This window comes from Enterococcus infantis (genome assembly GCF_049166715.1).
GTDB classification, from domain to species: domain Bacteria; phylum Bacillota; class Bacilli; order Lactobacillales; family Enterococcaceae; genus Enterococcus_C; species Enterococcus_C leclercqii.
This window is the reverse complement of record NZ_JBMHFB010000002.1, coordinates 254,838-270,992: the sequence shown is the minus strand read 5'-3', so window position 1 is coordinate 270,992 and position 16,155 is coordinate 254,838. Positions and strand designations below refer to the sequence as shown.

The following is a 16,155-nucleotide window of genomic DNA, read 5'->3' as shown; positions in this document are numbered from 1 at the left end:
TTTCCTCCTGCTAAAAAAAGCTTATAAATAAAACACCGCCAAGAATGGGCGCCACTGTTGAAGAGACTAGGCTGTTTTTTATTTCTGGCCAGCGGTTACTTTTTTTGACATACAGCAATCGGGGAACCAAGTCTCTAACCGGGTTCAAAGATGCTCCAGTCAGTGGACCAACAAAATATACAAGTCCACCGATAAATAGACTGACAATAAAAAAATTGGTCCATCCTGAGGTAAAAGAGGCTGCTGTCTTGCTGACCCACAAAAGAGAAAAAGTTGCAGCTGCTTCAAAGACCATCGCTTTTTTGCAGCTGATTGCTCCTGCAACAGCCGCATAGTCCTGCAATTGTTTATTTTTGGCTGAAGGAAGCCCTAGTAAGATGATAACGGCTACCATGGCCCCGAGCATTTCAGCAAAAATGCCAAGAACGAAAGCCAACGCAGAATGCTGTTTGAGAATCGTATCCTGAAATAAAAAGATGGGATTCATATTTGCTGAACCTAGACGATGCCCGACAACGTTTCCAATGAAAACAGCAATTACCCAGTAACTAGCAATTTTCTTTTGGGTTGCTTGCGAATCAAATTGGGTCAGTCCGAGTCCCAGAAAAAGCAGCAAAAAGGTGCTCACGGCCTCCCCTATAATCAAATGCATCATTCCTAACAAACTCATCCGCCTCCCCTTTCTTCAAGCACTATGGTTTCCTCATATCTAAAGTAATCAAAGTCGGCAGCTTTGCGATCTCCAGTCAAATCAACACAATGTATTCCCACAAATGCCCCGGTAAAATAACCTCCTTGCTGAATATAATCATCCGATAGTTTCCAACTGTCAAATACAGGTGCCAAACGAATCCACTCAAATCCATCCAAAGAATATGAAAAATGATAGGTTAATTCCTCTACCTTAACTTTAAGATAAATTCCTGTTAAATCCTCTGGCAATAAGAGTTCTTCTGCCATCGGAGCAGATGCTTTAAAATGCTCACATGCTATTATAGATAATACTTTTTGCCCTTCATTATTACAGGTCAAGTGACAGCTGACCCAGTTTTGGGTATTGTAGTAGCAAATTAAACCAGCAAACTGTTGGAAAAAAACGGGTTCAAATTCTAAATAAGTTTCTGCTTCAAACGAAAACGCCTGCCAGCGACGAGCTACTAATGCTTGATAAAATTGTGAGTGCAACGATTCTCGACCGAAAAGTCGCAGAAATCCTATGCGTTCCGTCAAACTGCCAATCTCACTACTAAAAGGCAGCCGTAAAGTTTGAAATGTAGGATTGAGCCTTTCGCTGTCAAAGTGATCGATAGTTTTTTGATCAGGCCGCCAGCTGACTTCTGGAATATTTGGCGCTTCGATTTCTAAACTTGGAAATGGACCATCAACTACATAGGGCCATCCTGCATGCCACTCAATTTTTTGAAGTGCCGTTTCTCGACCTAACGGACAATAGCCACGGTTTTCTAATAGTTTGAATTTCTCCGGTTTTATGGGCCTTCCAATCAAATGAGCTAAATACCAATCGCCAGTCTTTGTTTGTACCAATGACGCATGACCAGCCTTCTGTAGCGGATTGCGAGGATCTCCCCATGAAGTTAGGAACGGATTGTTTGGATGAACTTCATAAGGTCCTTCTATGCTGCGGGAACGAGCGATAGTAGCAGCATGGTCGTATTGGGTTCCCCCTTCTGCTGTCAAAAGATAATACCAGCCATCAATCTTGTACAGATGGGGAGCTTCCGTCAAACCAAGATCAGTTCCTTTAAAGATTACTTTACGTTCTCCGACCAGACTCTTTTCCTCCTGCGAGTATTCTTGAAGTACAATTCCAAAAAAGCGGTGGTTATTTGGCCGAAAATCCCAGACCATATTCACGAAATATTTGCGACCGTCTTCATCATGAAAAAGTGACGGATCAAATCCGGATTGGTTCATATAAATGGGATCGGACCATTCGCCGTCAATACTTTCGCAAGTTACTAGGTAATTCGTGACATCTTTAAACACATCCCCTTCAACCACTTTTACATCCGAATAAATCAACCAAAAGCGCCCGTTCGCATAGGATAAGCAAGGAGCCCAAACACCTCCAGAATCCGGATTTCCTAACATATTTAACTGTGAAGTCCGTGCTAATGGGCGACTGATCAAATGCCAGTTAACTAGATCCTTTGAGTGATAAATCTGAACCCCTGGGAACCATTCAAATGTGGATACCGCAATATAGTAGTCATCCTCGACGCGACAAATACTTGGATCCGGATGAAATCCTTTTAAAATAGGATTAATAATTTTCATAACATTTCTCCTCATCTACACTCACTAAACATCAGCATGTTTTTTCATAGCAACATCTGTTGGCATAAATCGGAACCATTCAAAATTAAAGAATGAGCCTGGTAAAAAAATGAATTCGACTGTCTGTTTGCCTTTTAGTAAATGTTCAAAGGCCAAGCTCCTCACTTGAGATAGACTGCCAGCAGGAAAATCCAATAAATAGCGTTCCGTTCCCTCAGCAGAACTTACTTTGATTTGGATTGAATTATCATTTTTCGGTGCCTCACCACGGATTTCTATCGCTGATGCCCCACTCTCACCAAAGTTAAAATCTGTAAAAGTCAGCGTCACATTATTCCCAATCTGTTCAATAGCCCGTTCACTGATTACAAAGCTGTCTCCATAAATCCCATCATTTTCCAAAACAGAGACTTTTTCAAAGCTTCGCTCATATGGTTCAAAAACAAATTCTTTGAAATGAACTTTCTGCTTGAAAGAAAAGGTCATTGTTTGAACTCCTGAAAGGCGATTAGGTAGTTGGTAGGTTTGCTCTTGATACGTGTTCCAAACAGACCCTCTATCATAAATCACGGTTGTCATAAGTTGACTGTCCGAATCAGTCGGATAGCCTTGATATATCTCAATTTCAAAAGGATTCGGTTCCAAAGGGAATAAGGAGAGCGTCATCTGATTCGCACCTCGTTTGCCGAAGTCAATATCATCAAAAACTACCCAGCTAGTTCCATCCCGTAAAGTTGCGATACCTCGCTCATTACCATTTGTGAGCTGTACATTACTGCGAGTATAACGTCCACCAGAAATTGGTTTATAGGGATTGAGTTTACTATCCTTCAGACCAGAAAAAGCCAATGGCAACGTCTCATAAAAATCAAGATGCTTTTTGCCGTTTTTTACGCCACATCGAACAATTGCAGTTCCATTAGCTTGTGGCTTGACGATTAGCCCATCCTCTTGCTCGATTACTTCTCCAATATCGCTATCAATTCCCTTTTCATCCGTCAGTCGCCAAAAGAGCTGCGGCTTTTGTGCAGCTTTTGGTAGACATTCAGCAGTAATGAGATAGGTGCCATCAATACGTTCTGCTTTATCTAAAAGGATCTTACGTACTGGAACCTTCTCTAAGCTTGGCAAGGGTTGGGTCAGTAATTCAGTGAAGTAGTCGTTTGCGCCCTCCTGAATGACTGCTTTTTTGACAGTCAAATCTATCTGTGCCTCACTCAAACCTACACTTCGAACAGTAATGCTGATGTTTCCAGTTTTGTCATAGGGAGCAATGATTGCCAGCAACTTTCCTCTAAACATTCGCTTACGACTACCTTTATAGGCGGTAAAATCAGTGCTATCCCCATTATCCAGCCCGACTAAACGGCCCGCACCTTGAACTTCAACAGTCACTTCATTATTAGCATTTTTGACCAGTCTTCCCGTTTTGTCACTTGCATTGATTTCAATAAAACATAGGTCACGGCCGTCTCCCGTTAGCCATGTCTTATCTGGTTTCATCTGTAAAGCGTAGGCATCATGAAATGTTTCTTCCCAGTCTTGTGCGATGATATCCCCCTCATAATCGTAAGCGACTGCCTTCAATTGTCCGGGTCGGTATTCAAGTTGCCAATCATGTAATAAACGCTCCCCATGAAGTGGGTCATTTTGTCGTTTTCCCAGCGATTTTCCATCAAAAAACAGCTCAATTTCAGGTGCATTACTGCAGACTCGCACGTCAATAAGCTGCCCTTTCGTAAAATCCCAGTATGGAAACAGATGGATCATTGGAGCCTCTTTATAATCTGTCCAAGCGGCTTGAAAAGTATAATATGCGTCTTTAGGAAAACCCGCGGTATCGATCTGTCCCAAGTAAGAATTTTTAGTATCATAAGGAGTCGGCTCACCAATATAATCAAATCCCGCCCAAATGAATTGTCCCAGTGAGTACGGAGTGTCACGATCGTCTAGTATACAGCGTTCTACGCTATCAGCTCCCCAACTGGTTCGACTATTCCCCAACGCTGAGCATTGATAATCATCATCTGCCAACATGCTTTGTGACAGTGGAAAGTGATATACGCCTCGACTTTGTACTACCGAGCATGTCTCGCTTCCATAAATTACCCAGTCTGGATATCGTTCATGATGTGTAGCATAAATCTTTTCTGCATAATTGTAGCCGACTGCTTCAAGCAAGTTCGCTGCCTTTTGACTGTTTTCCCAAAGTAGATAGTTAGATCCGAAGGTAATGTAAGCATTATGAAGCGGATCATATTTTTTTACCAAACGAATCAGTCGTTTCGTTGTAATCAGACCATCCTCACGCCCATGTGTATCATAAATTTCGTTACCAATACTCCACATAAATACGCTAGGATGATTGCGATCTCGTTTAATCCATGCTGCGACATCCAGATCCGCCCACTCATCGAAGAAACGGCTATAGTCCTTCTGATTCTTAGGATGCAACCAAATATCGGTAAACTCTGACTGTACCAAGAATCCCATCTCGTCTGCTAGCTGGTAAAACTCGCGAGAAAAAGGATTGTGCGCCGTTCGAATAGCATTGACACCCATAGACTTTAGAATTATCAATTGTCGGCGGATTGCAGCCTCATTGGCCACTGCACCCAACGCGCCTTGGTCATGGTGTTGGCACACTCCTCGAATTTTCATATGCTGCCCATTTAGAAATAATCCGTCATCAGAATCAAAACGAATCTCGCGAAAGCCTGTTTTCTGGTCTAGCGTCTGCAATACACAATCTGTCGCAGATTTCCCGAAAAATGCTGCATCCTCTGCTAAAGTTGTGCGAAGTTCGTAGAGTTGCGGTTCTTTTGGTGACCAAAGAAGGGGATTGGTCACCGATAATTGTTGGTGAACCGTTTGCTCTCTATCAGTAAGGGTTAACTGTCTCGTTTCTTCAGCAACTACCTTGCCTTCTTTATACAATTCAATTCGTAAAGCTGCCGAGCCAGGTAGATAGCTTACCTCCTGCTGTCTGAGTGTAGTCTGTACCGTCAATTGCCAAGTATCCGATTCAGGGGTTACTCGCTCACTATGAAGATATTGGCCTTCAGGCGGCACATGAAGTTGCGGCACCTCGTGAAACCAAACATTCCGATAGATTCCTGCACCAGAATACCAACGAGAATTAGGCGAATCATGTTTTACTCTGACATAGAGGGTATTTAATCCGCTGATCAGATTTCCTAACGGTAAAATGAGTGGGGTGTACCCATATTTCCACTCCCCAATTTTTTGATTATTCAAGTAGACTTCTGCTTCCATATAAATGCCGTCAAATTCTAAATAATAGACACGCTCCGACTGTTTAGTCAAAATGAACTCTTTTTTATACCAGCCTTCACTAGCACGGTACAGATTGTTTACGTCATAAATCAACCAGTCATGAGGCATTTCAACCCGTTGATAACCTTCATTTACCACCATTTCAGTAAAAGAAAAATCTTGCTGCAACTCTCGCTCTTGGAATAACCAACCGTCTAAAAAAAGTCTTTTCATGTATAAAGTCCTTTCTCATTTAAAGTACCAAATCATCCTTCTGCTATTTTATGATCTATGGATGTTAACTCAAATACTATGTGCAGTAGAAGTAAGCAACCCTAATTTGTAAAATCCCCCGGCAAACTACAATTGCCGGGGGATTTTCTTAGTCACTGCTCCCCTTATTAAGTCTAGCCTCAGAAGACTTGCAAAATCAGTTCAGCTTATAAGTGGATTTAAGTTTTTCAGCTTGTTCTTGTGTCTTGGTGTAAACATAATCAGTTGCATCGTCTAAAGACAAACCATTCAGCTCCATATTTTCCAAAGCATCTGATAAAATCGTTTGCAATGTTGCATCTTCATAAAAGACAGTTTCATTCAATGATTCAACGTTTTGAGAGTATTCATAGCCTTGTTTGACAGCCCCTTGGATCATATCTGCATCAATCAAAGTCTGTGCCGCATCTTTAGAAGCTGGTACCCCGCGTGTAACACCAAGAATCTCATTGGCTTCTTTACCATTGATAAAATCATTGACGAATTTTCCAGCCTGTTCTGGATTTTTTTCAAATTTGCTTATTGCTAACAAAAATGTTGGTTTTGCAATTGAAAAGGCACCTTTGGCATCGTCATTTTTCAACATATCTGCCACGATTAATTCCTGATCTGCATCTTTTAATGCTTGCTCGTTCCCAGCAATTCCACCAGTCCACTCCAGCACACCAGCGTATTCGCCCTTGATAAACTTGGCATTTTGTGCCAATGAAACAGGTTCAGTTCCGACATTTTCCAGGTAATCTTTTCGTGAATTAAAGGCACCGGCATCCACCATTTCCATGTACCATTTCAAAGCGGCTTTATAGTCTTCTTTGTTGTAATTCATATTTCCTTTTTCGTCGAACTCGGTTTCACCAGTCATCTGTTGCAAATAAATACCGGTTCCAAAGCGTGGTGTTGGTAACACTAGCGGATATGATCCGTCAGGGAACTTCGCAGCGGCTTCTTTTAATTCATCCCAAGTCTTAGGAATTTCTACCCCCAATTTGTCAAAAGCAGTTTTATTAAACAAGACAGAAACTACATTTTTCCCCAGAGGAATCCCGTTTTGAACACCGTTAAATTGACCAGTTTTCAAAAATTCTTCGTCATAAGTAGACAGATCGATTTCCTTAATCTTGCTTAAATCATAAAAACCATCCCCATCCGGAGAGAAGCGAGCCACTTGCGCACGATCCAATTGGATGATATCCGGAGTGGTCGCTTCTCCGCCAGTAAGCATCGTTGTTACTTTTTCTTCCAAAGATCCGAATCCCACATACTCTGCTTTGATCTTTGTATCTGGGTTTTCTTTTTCGAAGTTTTTAATCATATTCAAAGTTGCTTGGTGGCGATCATCATTTCCCCACCACCAAAAGCGTAAAGTAACGTCACCATCGGAGGATGCACTGTCTTTTTTAGCGGATCCACAAGCAGTCAATGCACCAGTCATCGTCAAAGCTGTCAACAAAGTAATCCCAATCTTTTTCCATTTTTTCATGTTCTCTTCCTCTTTTCTTTCATTTTTTATTTTGAACAGTAATCTGTTCAAAATATAATGCTAAGGAAAATCTTCTTTGAAGATTTTTCCATATAAGCAGGTTCAAAAATCCGCCTATAAACACAACATAATAAACAGCAACAAATTGGATCGATAAACATGCAATTCCGATATAAAACATATTCAAAAGAGTAACTAATGGCAAACGGTAACTCAGCAATAGTCCAGATTGAATCTTTTTGGCTAGCGATAACTCCTCAGCTTCTTTCCTCGTTTGAATCAAAAGTACAAACAAAATACAGTTAATTAAGAAGAAAGACGTAATCAACAAACCGGCAATTAAAAATTGGGTATCTTGAAACGTAGTCAGGATATGAATATCCGCTATGATTAATAAGATCGCCGCAGTAGCTATCGCCAGTACTTGCCAATTTTTCCCCAAAACTCGTGGGTACATTTTCATATATCGCTTAAGTGAATAGCTCTCTAATTCGGGCATAATCTGAAACTGCATCAGAATACTTTGCAGCAGCAGAAAAAGTGGAAGAACAAATAACACCAAATTATTGATTGTCATCTGAAACAAAAGCAGTGTCAACAGACCTAACAGATTTGACAAGATAAAGTAAGTGTTCGCAATCAAAATATGATAGAACCCTGTTACCCCATTCACTGTCCATTTTGTGATGTTATCCATAACTGATTTCATAAACTCACCTTTTCTTTATCCTTTGATACCGGAAGAAGTGACACCTTCAACAAAATATTTTTGAGCACTGAAAAACAAGATCAACGCTGGTAGCAATGAAATTAAAGACATGGCCAAAATCTGATTCCACTCCACTACACCAGAGGAAGTATCAATACTCATCTTCAATGCCAAAGCTACTGGGTATTTGTCAACAGATGAAATATAGATCAACGGACCTAAGAAGTCATTGAAACTCCATACAAATTGGAAAATGATACATGAAATTAATGCCGGCTTCAATTGTGGCAACAAGATTCTCCAGAGAATTTGGAATGAGTTACAACCATCGATAGTTGCTGCCTCGTCTAAATCTTTCGGAATTGATCGTAAAAATTGAATCAGCATAAAAACAAAGAATGGTTCTTGAGCAAAGACTGTCGGGGCAATCAACGGAATGTAGGTATCCAGCATGTTAAATTGTTTCCAAAAGATATACAGGGGAATCCGGGTAACCACCGCTGGTAAAAACATGGTTGCCATCAACAGTGCGAAAAGGACATTTTTAAACTTAAAATTGAATCGTGCAAACCCATATGCAGTCAAGGTTGAAGAAATCAGACAGAAAATAATCTTTGGAATAACGATTTTGAAGGTATTGGCAAAATAGGTTGTAAACGTGTACTCAGTTCTCGTTCGCCAGCCTTCAATATACGGAGTGAAATCAATTCGTTTTGGAATAAAACCAATTTCTGTGAAAATCTCCGTATTGGTTTTGAATGATGCACCCACTAGCCATAGAATTGGATAAATCATAACCACTGCGACGATTGTCAAAACCAGATAGCGAACTGCGGAGGACAACCGTCGTTTACGCCGCTCAGCTTTTTGTCGAGGGCTATATTGAATCTTACTTTCCATCATTTACCACCTCCGTCAGAGTAATATACCCAACGTTTTTGAGAACCAAATACCACTAGCGTAACAATTACAATAAGCAAGAAGAGCACCCATGACGCTGCACTGGCATAGCCCATTTCGAAGGATTTAAAAGCTTTATCGTAAATGAACATCGATGTCAGGTAAGTCGAGTTTAGTGGGCCTTTCCCTGTAACCAGATAAGGACCGTTGAATTCTTGTAATGCATTGTTCAACTGCATTATTAAATTGAAGAAAATCGTCGGTGTAATCAACGGAACAGTAATACTGAAGAAGGTTCTAAATTTACTTGCTCCATCAATCGATGCTGCTTCGTAATAGTCTTGCGGAATTTCTTTAAGTGCTGCCAAAAACAGCAACATTGAGGAACCGAACTGCCAAACTTTCAGCAAGACGATAACTGCCATCGCACCTCCTGGGGTAGATAACCAAGAAACTGGTGAAATCCCGAATGTTTCCAAAAATGTATTGATAAAGCCGTCTGGTTGAAACATGAATCGCCAAAGGATCGCAATCGCCACGTTCCCCCCTAAAAGTGAGGGAATATAATACGCTGTCCGATACAAGTTAATCGCTTTCAACTTAAAGTTCAAAATGAAGGCGATGAACAATGCAAACGCAAGCTGAACCGGCACCGTGATTGCTGTATACTTCAATGTTGCAATCAGCGAATTCACAAATTCCTGATCACTAAATAGTTTCAAGTAATTTTGTATTCCTACAATACTTGGTTCAGCAATCATGTTGTAATCGGTAAAGCTATAGTACAAAGAACTGACAAACGGCCAAATCGTTAATAGAAAAAAACCAATAATCCAGGGCAATATGTAAACATACCCCATTTTTTCATTTTTCATTCTTATCTGCTCCCTTCTGATCCACCCTACTGCTGTAGTTTATCTATATCTATTGCGGCGGCTACTTTTTGGCCACCGGACATGTTCAAATGAATACCATCTCCAGAGTCAAAACGTAAATCCAAATTTTGCGGGTTACCCGCTTGTGCCACTGCCAGGTCTAAATCAAAATATCCATCTGCAAATTTTGCTGTTCGAATCCACTCGTTGACAGACTGTCGCAAGGTCTCCAATTTGTCAGAGTAAAAAATTGATCGTCCAAAGGGCATTAACGTACATAGCTGACAAGCTGCTCCATGGCTATGAGCAAGTTTTACATATTGTTTCAATCCAAAGATTACATTTTCCAATGAAAAATGTTCTTTTCCAGAATCATTATATGCCGTGAGAATATCGTTGATTCCATGCAACACGATCACACTGTCCACTGCGCCGGTGGAGAAAGTATCGGTCTCGAAGCGTTCCAACCCAGAACGACCATGCCGCTCATATGGATCTATATTTGGATCGGATGCTGTTAAAATCCGACTACCCCCGATCCCACGATTTACTAAAGCTATGTTTAGATAGTCATCTTTTGGTATACGTAGTTGTAGGCCATCTGTAATAAACCCTTGCTGAACTAGAGAATCTCCAAAGAAAACGACTTTCTTTTTCACAATCTTTTGCGGCAAATCAATGCCTGCAACCCCATAAATGAATTGCATTTTGGGATTTTCTGCTACCATGCGAAACAAGTGTTTTTGCGAAACTTCTTTTTCCTTACTAATGTTTGAAACCTTCGCGATTTGACGAGAATACATAACTAGTCCACTGGTAAGGGCCACCGGTTCAGCAAGTTTTGTCTCAATTCTTATGACAGTATCTGCTGCTATCTTTATTTCAACAGGATCGCTGATAAGTTGATAACCGGGACAAATTTTAATCTCTACTTTTCCATCAATCAGAACCGGCACTTTCGCTACTTCACCTGTACTCGGTAGAAGCACAGAGAGCAGCACAGATTGAAAGTGAATTGGCTCTACACCGAAACGATTTGAAAAACGAATCCTGATCTGTTCGGTATCTACTGACAATTTCAATGTAATCAGTTGTTGATCTTGCCAAATTTTCGAAGGCCACGAGCGATAATCCTGCTGGCAGCCGCTCCAAAAATCCGTCCATTCCTCTTGCACTGGCTTATGCATAAATCTTACGTCCCTGATTGTCGGCAATCCCGGATTTTCGGTAGAAGTAAGTATTGATCTGATCTCGCCACTCAATAGCCATGCGGTGTTGTTCCTTCAAAAGTTCTTCTACATTTTTAAAATCTGCCGGTGCAATTTCATTTTTCAGTTCCGACCAAGTCTTTTGATAGGCTTCAACTCGTTCGACTCCTTCAAAATGATTGTCATAAATATCCTGAATCAGCGTTTTACCATTTTTTAGTCGGTGTTCGTACCCTACATGATGGAACCACAGTAGCAATTCATCCGGGCAAGTCGTCAGCTCGTTAAACTCGTGGCAACGAGCAGGTGCATATTGTTCAACAAAACCGGTTCCCTGAGTAGTACGATCATTTCCAATCCCATTTCGGTCTGCAAAATGATATGTTCCCCAGCGGTCGTATTCGTAACCATCGATATCCGGTCCATAATGGTGATTCGGACGGCACATGAAACCTACGCCATTGGGTGCGTTATACAGTGCATAGGTTTCGCGAGAAGTCCCTAAGAGTTCACTAATCTTCTCTTGTGCTTTTTGACTGCTGGAAGTAAATGTCAACTGGGTCCATCGCTTGGCTAACAACTCACTAGTCAGCTGATTATTCCAAGCTAACCGTCCATAAGAGTAAAGATTACTCTGCATTAGTTTGTGATGCGTCCAGTTACGATCCATCCCTACGACACCAACAGCACAGATCCCGGAATGTTCTGGCACTGGTGAGTTAGCCTTTATCAATTGTTTCACTACACTAGGCTCGTAGTCATGGTGAGTATCAAAGTCAAGCGCTTCTTTCCAGACAGGCACTTGGTAATAAATAGCTTTTTGCTGACCGGTATACTCCTGCGTCAGCTGAAACTCAATAATCTGATTCGTATTTCGTAAAGCACCGAACAGTGGTGAGATTGGCTCTCTTACTTGAAAATCTAGCGGTCCTAGTTTAATCTGAAGAACCACATTATCTTCAAATTTACCGTCTAACGGCAAGAAGTGGTCGTATGCCGCACGAGCGCGGTCGATGCTGCGGTCTCGCCAGTCTTGAGCACAGTTATAAACAAAGCAGCGCCAAATGCACAATCCCCCATATTCTTTCAGTATGCTGCCGAAAAGATTGGCGCCATCGTCATGTCCTCGTCCATAGGCAAAGGGGCCAGGCTCTCCTTCAGAATCAGCTTTCACAACAAAACCACCAAAGTCTGGTATCACACGATAGATGTTTGCCACTGTTTCTTTCCAAAATGCGACTACACCACTGTCCAGCGGATCGGCTGTATCCAAGCCACCAATCTTTTTCGGAGCGGCAAAATTGATGGACAGAAATGTCTTTATTCCGTATGAAGCAAAAATATCATTAATCATTTTTACTTCTGGAAGATGTTCTTCGGTAATTAAGCGGGTTTCTAGTCGATGAACATTTACATTGTTAATACTTACACCATTGATTCCTACAGAGGCCAAGAGCCGTGCATACTGTCTGACCAAATTGAAATCTCTACGGAAGCTTCCATCTTTGAAAAAGATCGAGTCACCAGCATATCCTCGTTCAATCGATCCATCCATATTGTCCCAGTGATTGATCATTCGAAGGGCTTGGTCTGGTACGCTGTGAAAATCTTGGTAAATTCCCCCCTCACACCGCAATTTCTCGTAAACTTGAAACATCCCGTAAAGCAAACCTATTTCAGTTTGAGCTTGGATGTTCAATTTTCCTTCATCGGAAACAGCAACTTGAAAGCCTTCCTTGCCCAACTGCTGTGCTTCAATGAGTTCAAATGAGAGCTTTCCCTTATCCGTTTCGTTTATACCTTGGAACAAATGTTGCATCTCTTCTCTGATTACTGCCGTTACCGGAGTTTTTCCGTTGATTGAAAAGCTGTCAAAACCAGGCAACGCTACCTGTGTCTCTAGCCAACATGCATCACGATTCAGCTTCATGACTTCCTCCTGTTACTTTTCTTCATATTTGAAATAATCAAAATCAGCCGGTAATTCGTAACCTGAATAGTCAATGTTGACCATACCTACAAACGCACCGGTAAAGAACCCTCCATAAGTCTGCAGCACATAATCATCCGAGAGCACAGCTGCATCCAAATCAATTGGTAATTTTTGCCAAGTAATTCCATCAAATGAATAGGCATAGTTATAATGGTCCTGCTTGATGATTGCCTTAAACCATACACTTGCTCCTTCAGGAACTTGAATTGCGTCATTTTTTAAATAGCTGGTAAATACGCCCCGGTTATTCTCCGTTACCTCGATAACCCTCCCAAGGGTCTCGTGCCAAGTAACTTGAATCATGGACCAATGTTTAGAGTTATAGTAGTTAGCCAATCCTGCCATTTGTTGGTAAGTAAATGGTTGGTAGTCTACCTTCGTTTCAGCTTCAAACTCAAATGCCTGCCATCTACGCGCCACAAAGCTGACTTCATGACAACTACTCAATGAATCACGACCAATTAATCTCAAGTGGCCGGGGTTTACATCCAAAGATCCCATCCTTTCAGAAAAAGGAATCCTTAAAGTATTAAAGTTGATATTTAGTGTACACTCGTCAAAATGGTCTTGAATTGGTTGAACCTCTGGATAAGGTTGGAAAACAACTCCCTTCGGTGCATCAACTTCCACTGAGCCTTGTTTACCACCTACAATCATCGGCCACCCAGCTTCGTTCCAAATTACTTTTTGAATAGCAGTTTCACGTCCTAGCGTGCACCAACCTCTCGGATCATGATGTGATTCAGTCGCATGATGCCAAGGTCGCCCAGTCAGATGTGCGAAATACCATTCTCCTTCAGGTGTTTCTATCAGTGAGCCATGACCACATTTTTGTAACGGGTTATCCCCATCGAAAAAAGCAGTTAGAAAGGTCTCAGGCTGCGTTTCATACGGTCCATACAGATGATTTGAGCGAGCAACTATCTCTTGATGACTGTAAACTGTGCCACCCTCAGCCGCAAAAAGATAATATTGTCCGCGTATTTTGTAGAGATGCGGACCCTCTGTTAGCTTGACAGCTGTCCCGGTATAAATGATTTTTGCTGTTTCCGGAAGTAACCGTTGTTCAGCAACTGAATACTCCGTTAGTTTTATGCCATTGAAAGGGTGATGGTATTCTCTGTGATCCCACTCCATTTGCAACAAATACTTTTTGCCGTCATCATCGTGAAATAATGAAGCATCAAATCCGACTCCGTTTAACCTAATTGGTTCAGACCATGGTCCGCGAATATCTTTTGCCGTGGTCAAATAGTTGATGCAATCTTTGAATGCCCCCTCTGTTACTTTTACATCAGTGTAGATTAACCAGAAAAGACCATCCGCATAAGAAAGATCTGGTGCCCAAATTCCACCTGAATCTACATTGCCTTTCATATCAAGAAGACTAGTCCGATCAAGAGGATGAGTGATTAATTGCCAGTGAACTAAATCTTTAGATTCATGAATTTGTACTCCTGGGAACCATTCAAACGTTGAGTTTGCAATATAATAGGTATCTTTGACGCGGATAATCGAAGGATCAGCATTGAAGCCTTTCAATACAGGGTTGATAATTTTCATTTCACATCTCTCCCAAGTGTTGGATTACTTTATCTCATTAAAAATAGGTAAACCTGTTATTCGTCTTTCATCAAAAACGTCCTTTGCTTCATAGCCGAAGATATAAGAAAGTCACAAATAGGTTAATTCGTACACCAAACTAACTTACATCCTAATATATAAGTTTGCCGGTAGAATGTCAAGCGCTTTCAGCTATTTTTAATCTTGTTCCTAATAGATTATTTCAATTGTTTTTTACTTTGACCTCTTATTTACTTGTATCCGTTTCGATGATTTTTTCATTTTCAGATATCGACTGAAGACTATGATTACGAAAAAAAAGAGCAGAGATTATTTCTCCGCTCTTCCAAGCAATACACTCATTATTCCTATTTTTATATTCTTTAAATTATAATTCCCCAAAAAATACTAGGTAATTAAAAGCTAGCTTTTCTCTAATGTTATACCCCTTCAATAAAATGTTCCGGGTAACGATTCCAATAGCCTTGGTAGGTCCAATCTTGTTGATGAAAGTTTTTTTGATACAAACGGAAGGTCACCCGCTTATTTTTAGGCTGCCATTGTTCATTGTACGAATAACGATAACTCAGTCCTAGTTTTTCCATCACACGTCCACTGGCCGGATTTTTAATGTCGTGGGTAGCCGTAACATATTGCCAGTGATGACTCGTCATTTCTTTGATAACTGCCGCTGCGGCTTCGGTTATCACTCCTTGATTTTGCCAAGGAGGTAGTAAACCGTAACCCAAATCATGGCTGTCACCAATGCCTGACACAGTCACATAACCGATGGGCCTGCCGGAGGGATCTTCCTTTAAACACACTGCGTAATATGCGCCTATCTTCTCATCATAAACCGGCACCATTCGCTCCTCAAAAAATTGCTGTGCGGCTGCGAAGTTTTTCACAGGAAACCAAGGTAAGAAAGTGTTGATTTCCTTGTTTCCGAAGATTTTCTGAATTGCTTTTATGTCCCCTTCAGTTTGTTGAAAATGACGCAAGTGCAGTCGTTTAGTAACCACCTTGTCTGGCAAAGGAGCGGGTCGTTCTTCTATCTCTGTACTTGTCATTTTTCATCTCCCATTTTTAGTGACAGATGCAACACTGGATAAGGACGGCCCTGTTCGTCTTCTTCAGAGCGGCCAGTTACGATAAAACCATTTTTTTCATAAAAATAAAGAGCCCCGCGGTTCGCTTCATTGACAGAAACTTGTTGAATACCGGCTTCATCTTTCAATCGACTGATAATCTGGCTGCCCAGCCCTCGATTGCGGACTGTCGGATCCAAAAACAGCATTTCCAAACGGTCATCAAGGGTTCCGGAAAAGCCGATCAGTTCTTCTCTGTCATACCACATCTGCAAATCTACTTGCAAAAAATAGCGTGGCAGTTCTAGACGGATTTCTGCCAATACTTCTCTCGAAATAAAGTCGTGAGTCGCGGCTACCGACCGTTGCCACAATTCTATCAGTACCGGATAGTCCTCTTGCAGCGCGTCTTTTTTGATTAGCATTTATATACCTCCTATTTTGCGGCAGGGTTAGTTACATATCGACAAAAGGAGCAAATTTACTGCAGTT

At 41.3% G+C, this 16,155-nt stretch carries 12 protein-coding genes; all 12 read right to left on the bottom strand.

Annotation, left to right across the window (positions count from 1 at the left end; all coding sequences use genetic code 11):
* Positions 1 to 10 precede the first annotated feature (10 nt).
* The 12 genes from ACOMA8_RS03820 to ACOMA8_RS03765 all read right to left on the bottom strand — a co-directional run bounded on the left by ACOMA8_RS03820 (position 11) and on the right by ACOMA8_RS03765 (position 16,088).
* Positions 11 to 670, bottom strand: coding sequence for an aquaporin (locus ACOMA8_RS03820; RefSeq protein ID WP_421368661.1), 660 nt, complete (start codon positions 668 to 670; stop codon positions 11 to 13).
* Positions 667 to 2,298, bottom strand: coding sequence for a glycoside hydrolase family 43 protein (locus ACOMA8_RS03815; protein ID WP_421368659.1), 1,632 nt, complete (start codon positions 2,296 to 2,298; stop codon positions 667 to 669). Before ACOMA8_RS03815 ends, ACOMA8_RS03820 begins: the two co-directional genes overlap by 4 nt.
* Positions 2,299 to 2,322: 24 nt before the next feature.
* Entirely contained in the window at positions 2,323 to 5,808 is a 3,486-nt protein-coding gene (locus ACOMA8_RS03810) for a glycoside hydrolase family 2 TIM barrel-domain containing protein (protein WP_421368657.1), read from the bottom strand.
* Between the two features lie 196 nt (positions 5,809 to 6,004).
* Complete coding sequence (locus ACOMA8_RS03805; protein ID WP_421368654.1) at positions 6,005 to 7,327, bottom strand: ABC transporter substrate-binding protein; 1,323 nt, start codon at positions 7,325 to 7,327, stop codon at positions 6,005 to 6,007.
* Between the two features lie 19 nt (positions 7,328 to 7,346).
* On the bottom strand, positions 7,347 to 8,036 hold the full coding sequence (locus ACOMA8_RS03800; RefSeq protein ID WP_421368651.1) for a hypothetical protein: 690 nt from the start codon (positions 8,034 to 8,036) through the stop codon (positions 7,347 to 7,349).
* Positions 8,037 to 8,051: 15 nt separating this feature from the next.
* On the bottom strand, positions 8,052 to 8,936 hold the full coding sequence (locus tag ACOMA8_RS03795) for a carbohydrate ABC transporter permease (protein ID WP_161900039.1): 885 nt from the start codon (positions 8,934 to 8,936) through the stop codon (positions 8,052 to 8,054).
* Positions 8,936 to 9,811: a carbohydrate ABC transporter permease gene (locus ACOMA8_RS03790; RefSeq protein WP_421368649.1), complete on the bottom strand. Its 876-nt coding sequence runs from the start codon at positions 9,809 to 9,811 to the stop codon at positions 8,936 to 8,938. The genes ACOMA8_RS03795 and ACOMA8_RS03790 overlap by 1 nt, the downstream gene beginning before the upstream one ends.
* 26 nt (positions 9,812 to 9,837) lie before the next feature.
* Positions 9,838 to 10,998 (bottom strand): GDSL-type esterase/lipase family protein, encoded by a 1,161-nt coding sequence (locus ACOMA8_RS03785; RefSeq protein WP_421368647.1) that lies wholly within the window; start codon positions 10,996 to 10,998, stop codon positions 9,838 to 9,840.
* Positions 10,991 to 12,949, bottom strand: a complete 1,959-nt coding sequence (locus ACOMA8_RS03780; RefSeq protein WP_421368646.1) for an alpha-glucuronidase — start codon at positions 12,947 to 12,949, stop codon at positions 10,991 to 10,993. Before ACOMA8_RS03780 ends, ACOMA8_RS03785 begins: the two co-directional genes overlap by 8 nt.
* 12 nt (positions 12,950 to 12,961) lie before the next feature.
* The gene (locus tag ACOMA8_RS03775) at positions 12,962 to 14,575 is read right to left on the bottom strand and encodes a glycoside hydrolase family 43 protein (RefSeq protein WP_421368644.1); all 1,614 of its coding nucleotides are present in this window, start codon (positions 14,573 to 14,575) and stop codon (positions 12,962 to 12,964) included.
* A 440-nt stretch (positions 14,576 to 15,015) separates the two neighbouring features.
* Positions 15,016 to 15,645 carry a GNAT family N-acetyltransferase gene (locus tag ACOMA8_RS03770; RefSeq protein WP_421368642.1) on the bottom strand — a complete coding sequence of 210 codons (630 nt, stop codon included), beginning with the start codon at positions 15,643 to 15,645 and terminating at the stop codon, positions 15,016 to 15,018.
* On the bottom strand, positions 15,642 to 16,088 hold the full coding sequence (locus tag ACOMA8_RS03765; protein ID WP_421368639.1) for a GNAT family N-acetyltransferase: 447 nt from the start codon (positions 16,086 to 16,088) through the stop codon (positions 15,642 to 15,644). Before ACOMA8_RS03765 ends, ACOMA8_RS03770 begins: the two co-directional genes overlap by 4 nt.
* Positions 16,089 to 16,155 lie beyond the last annotated feature (67 nt).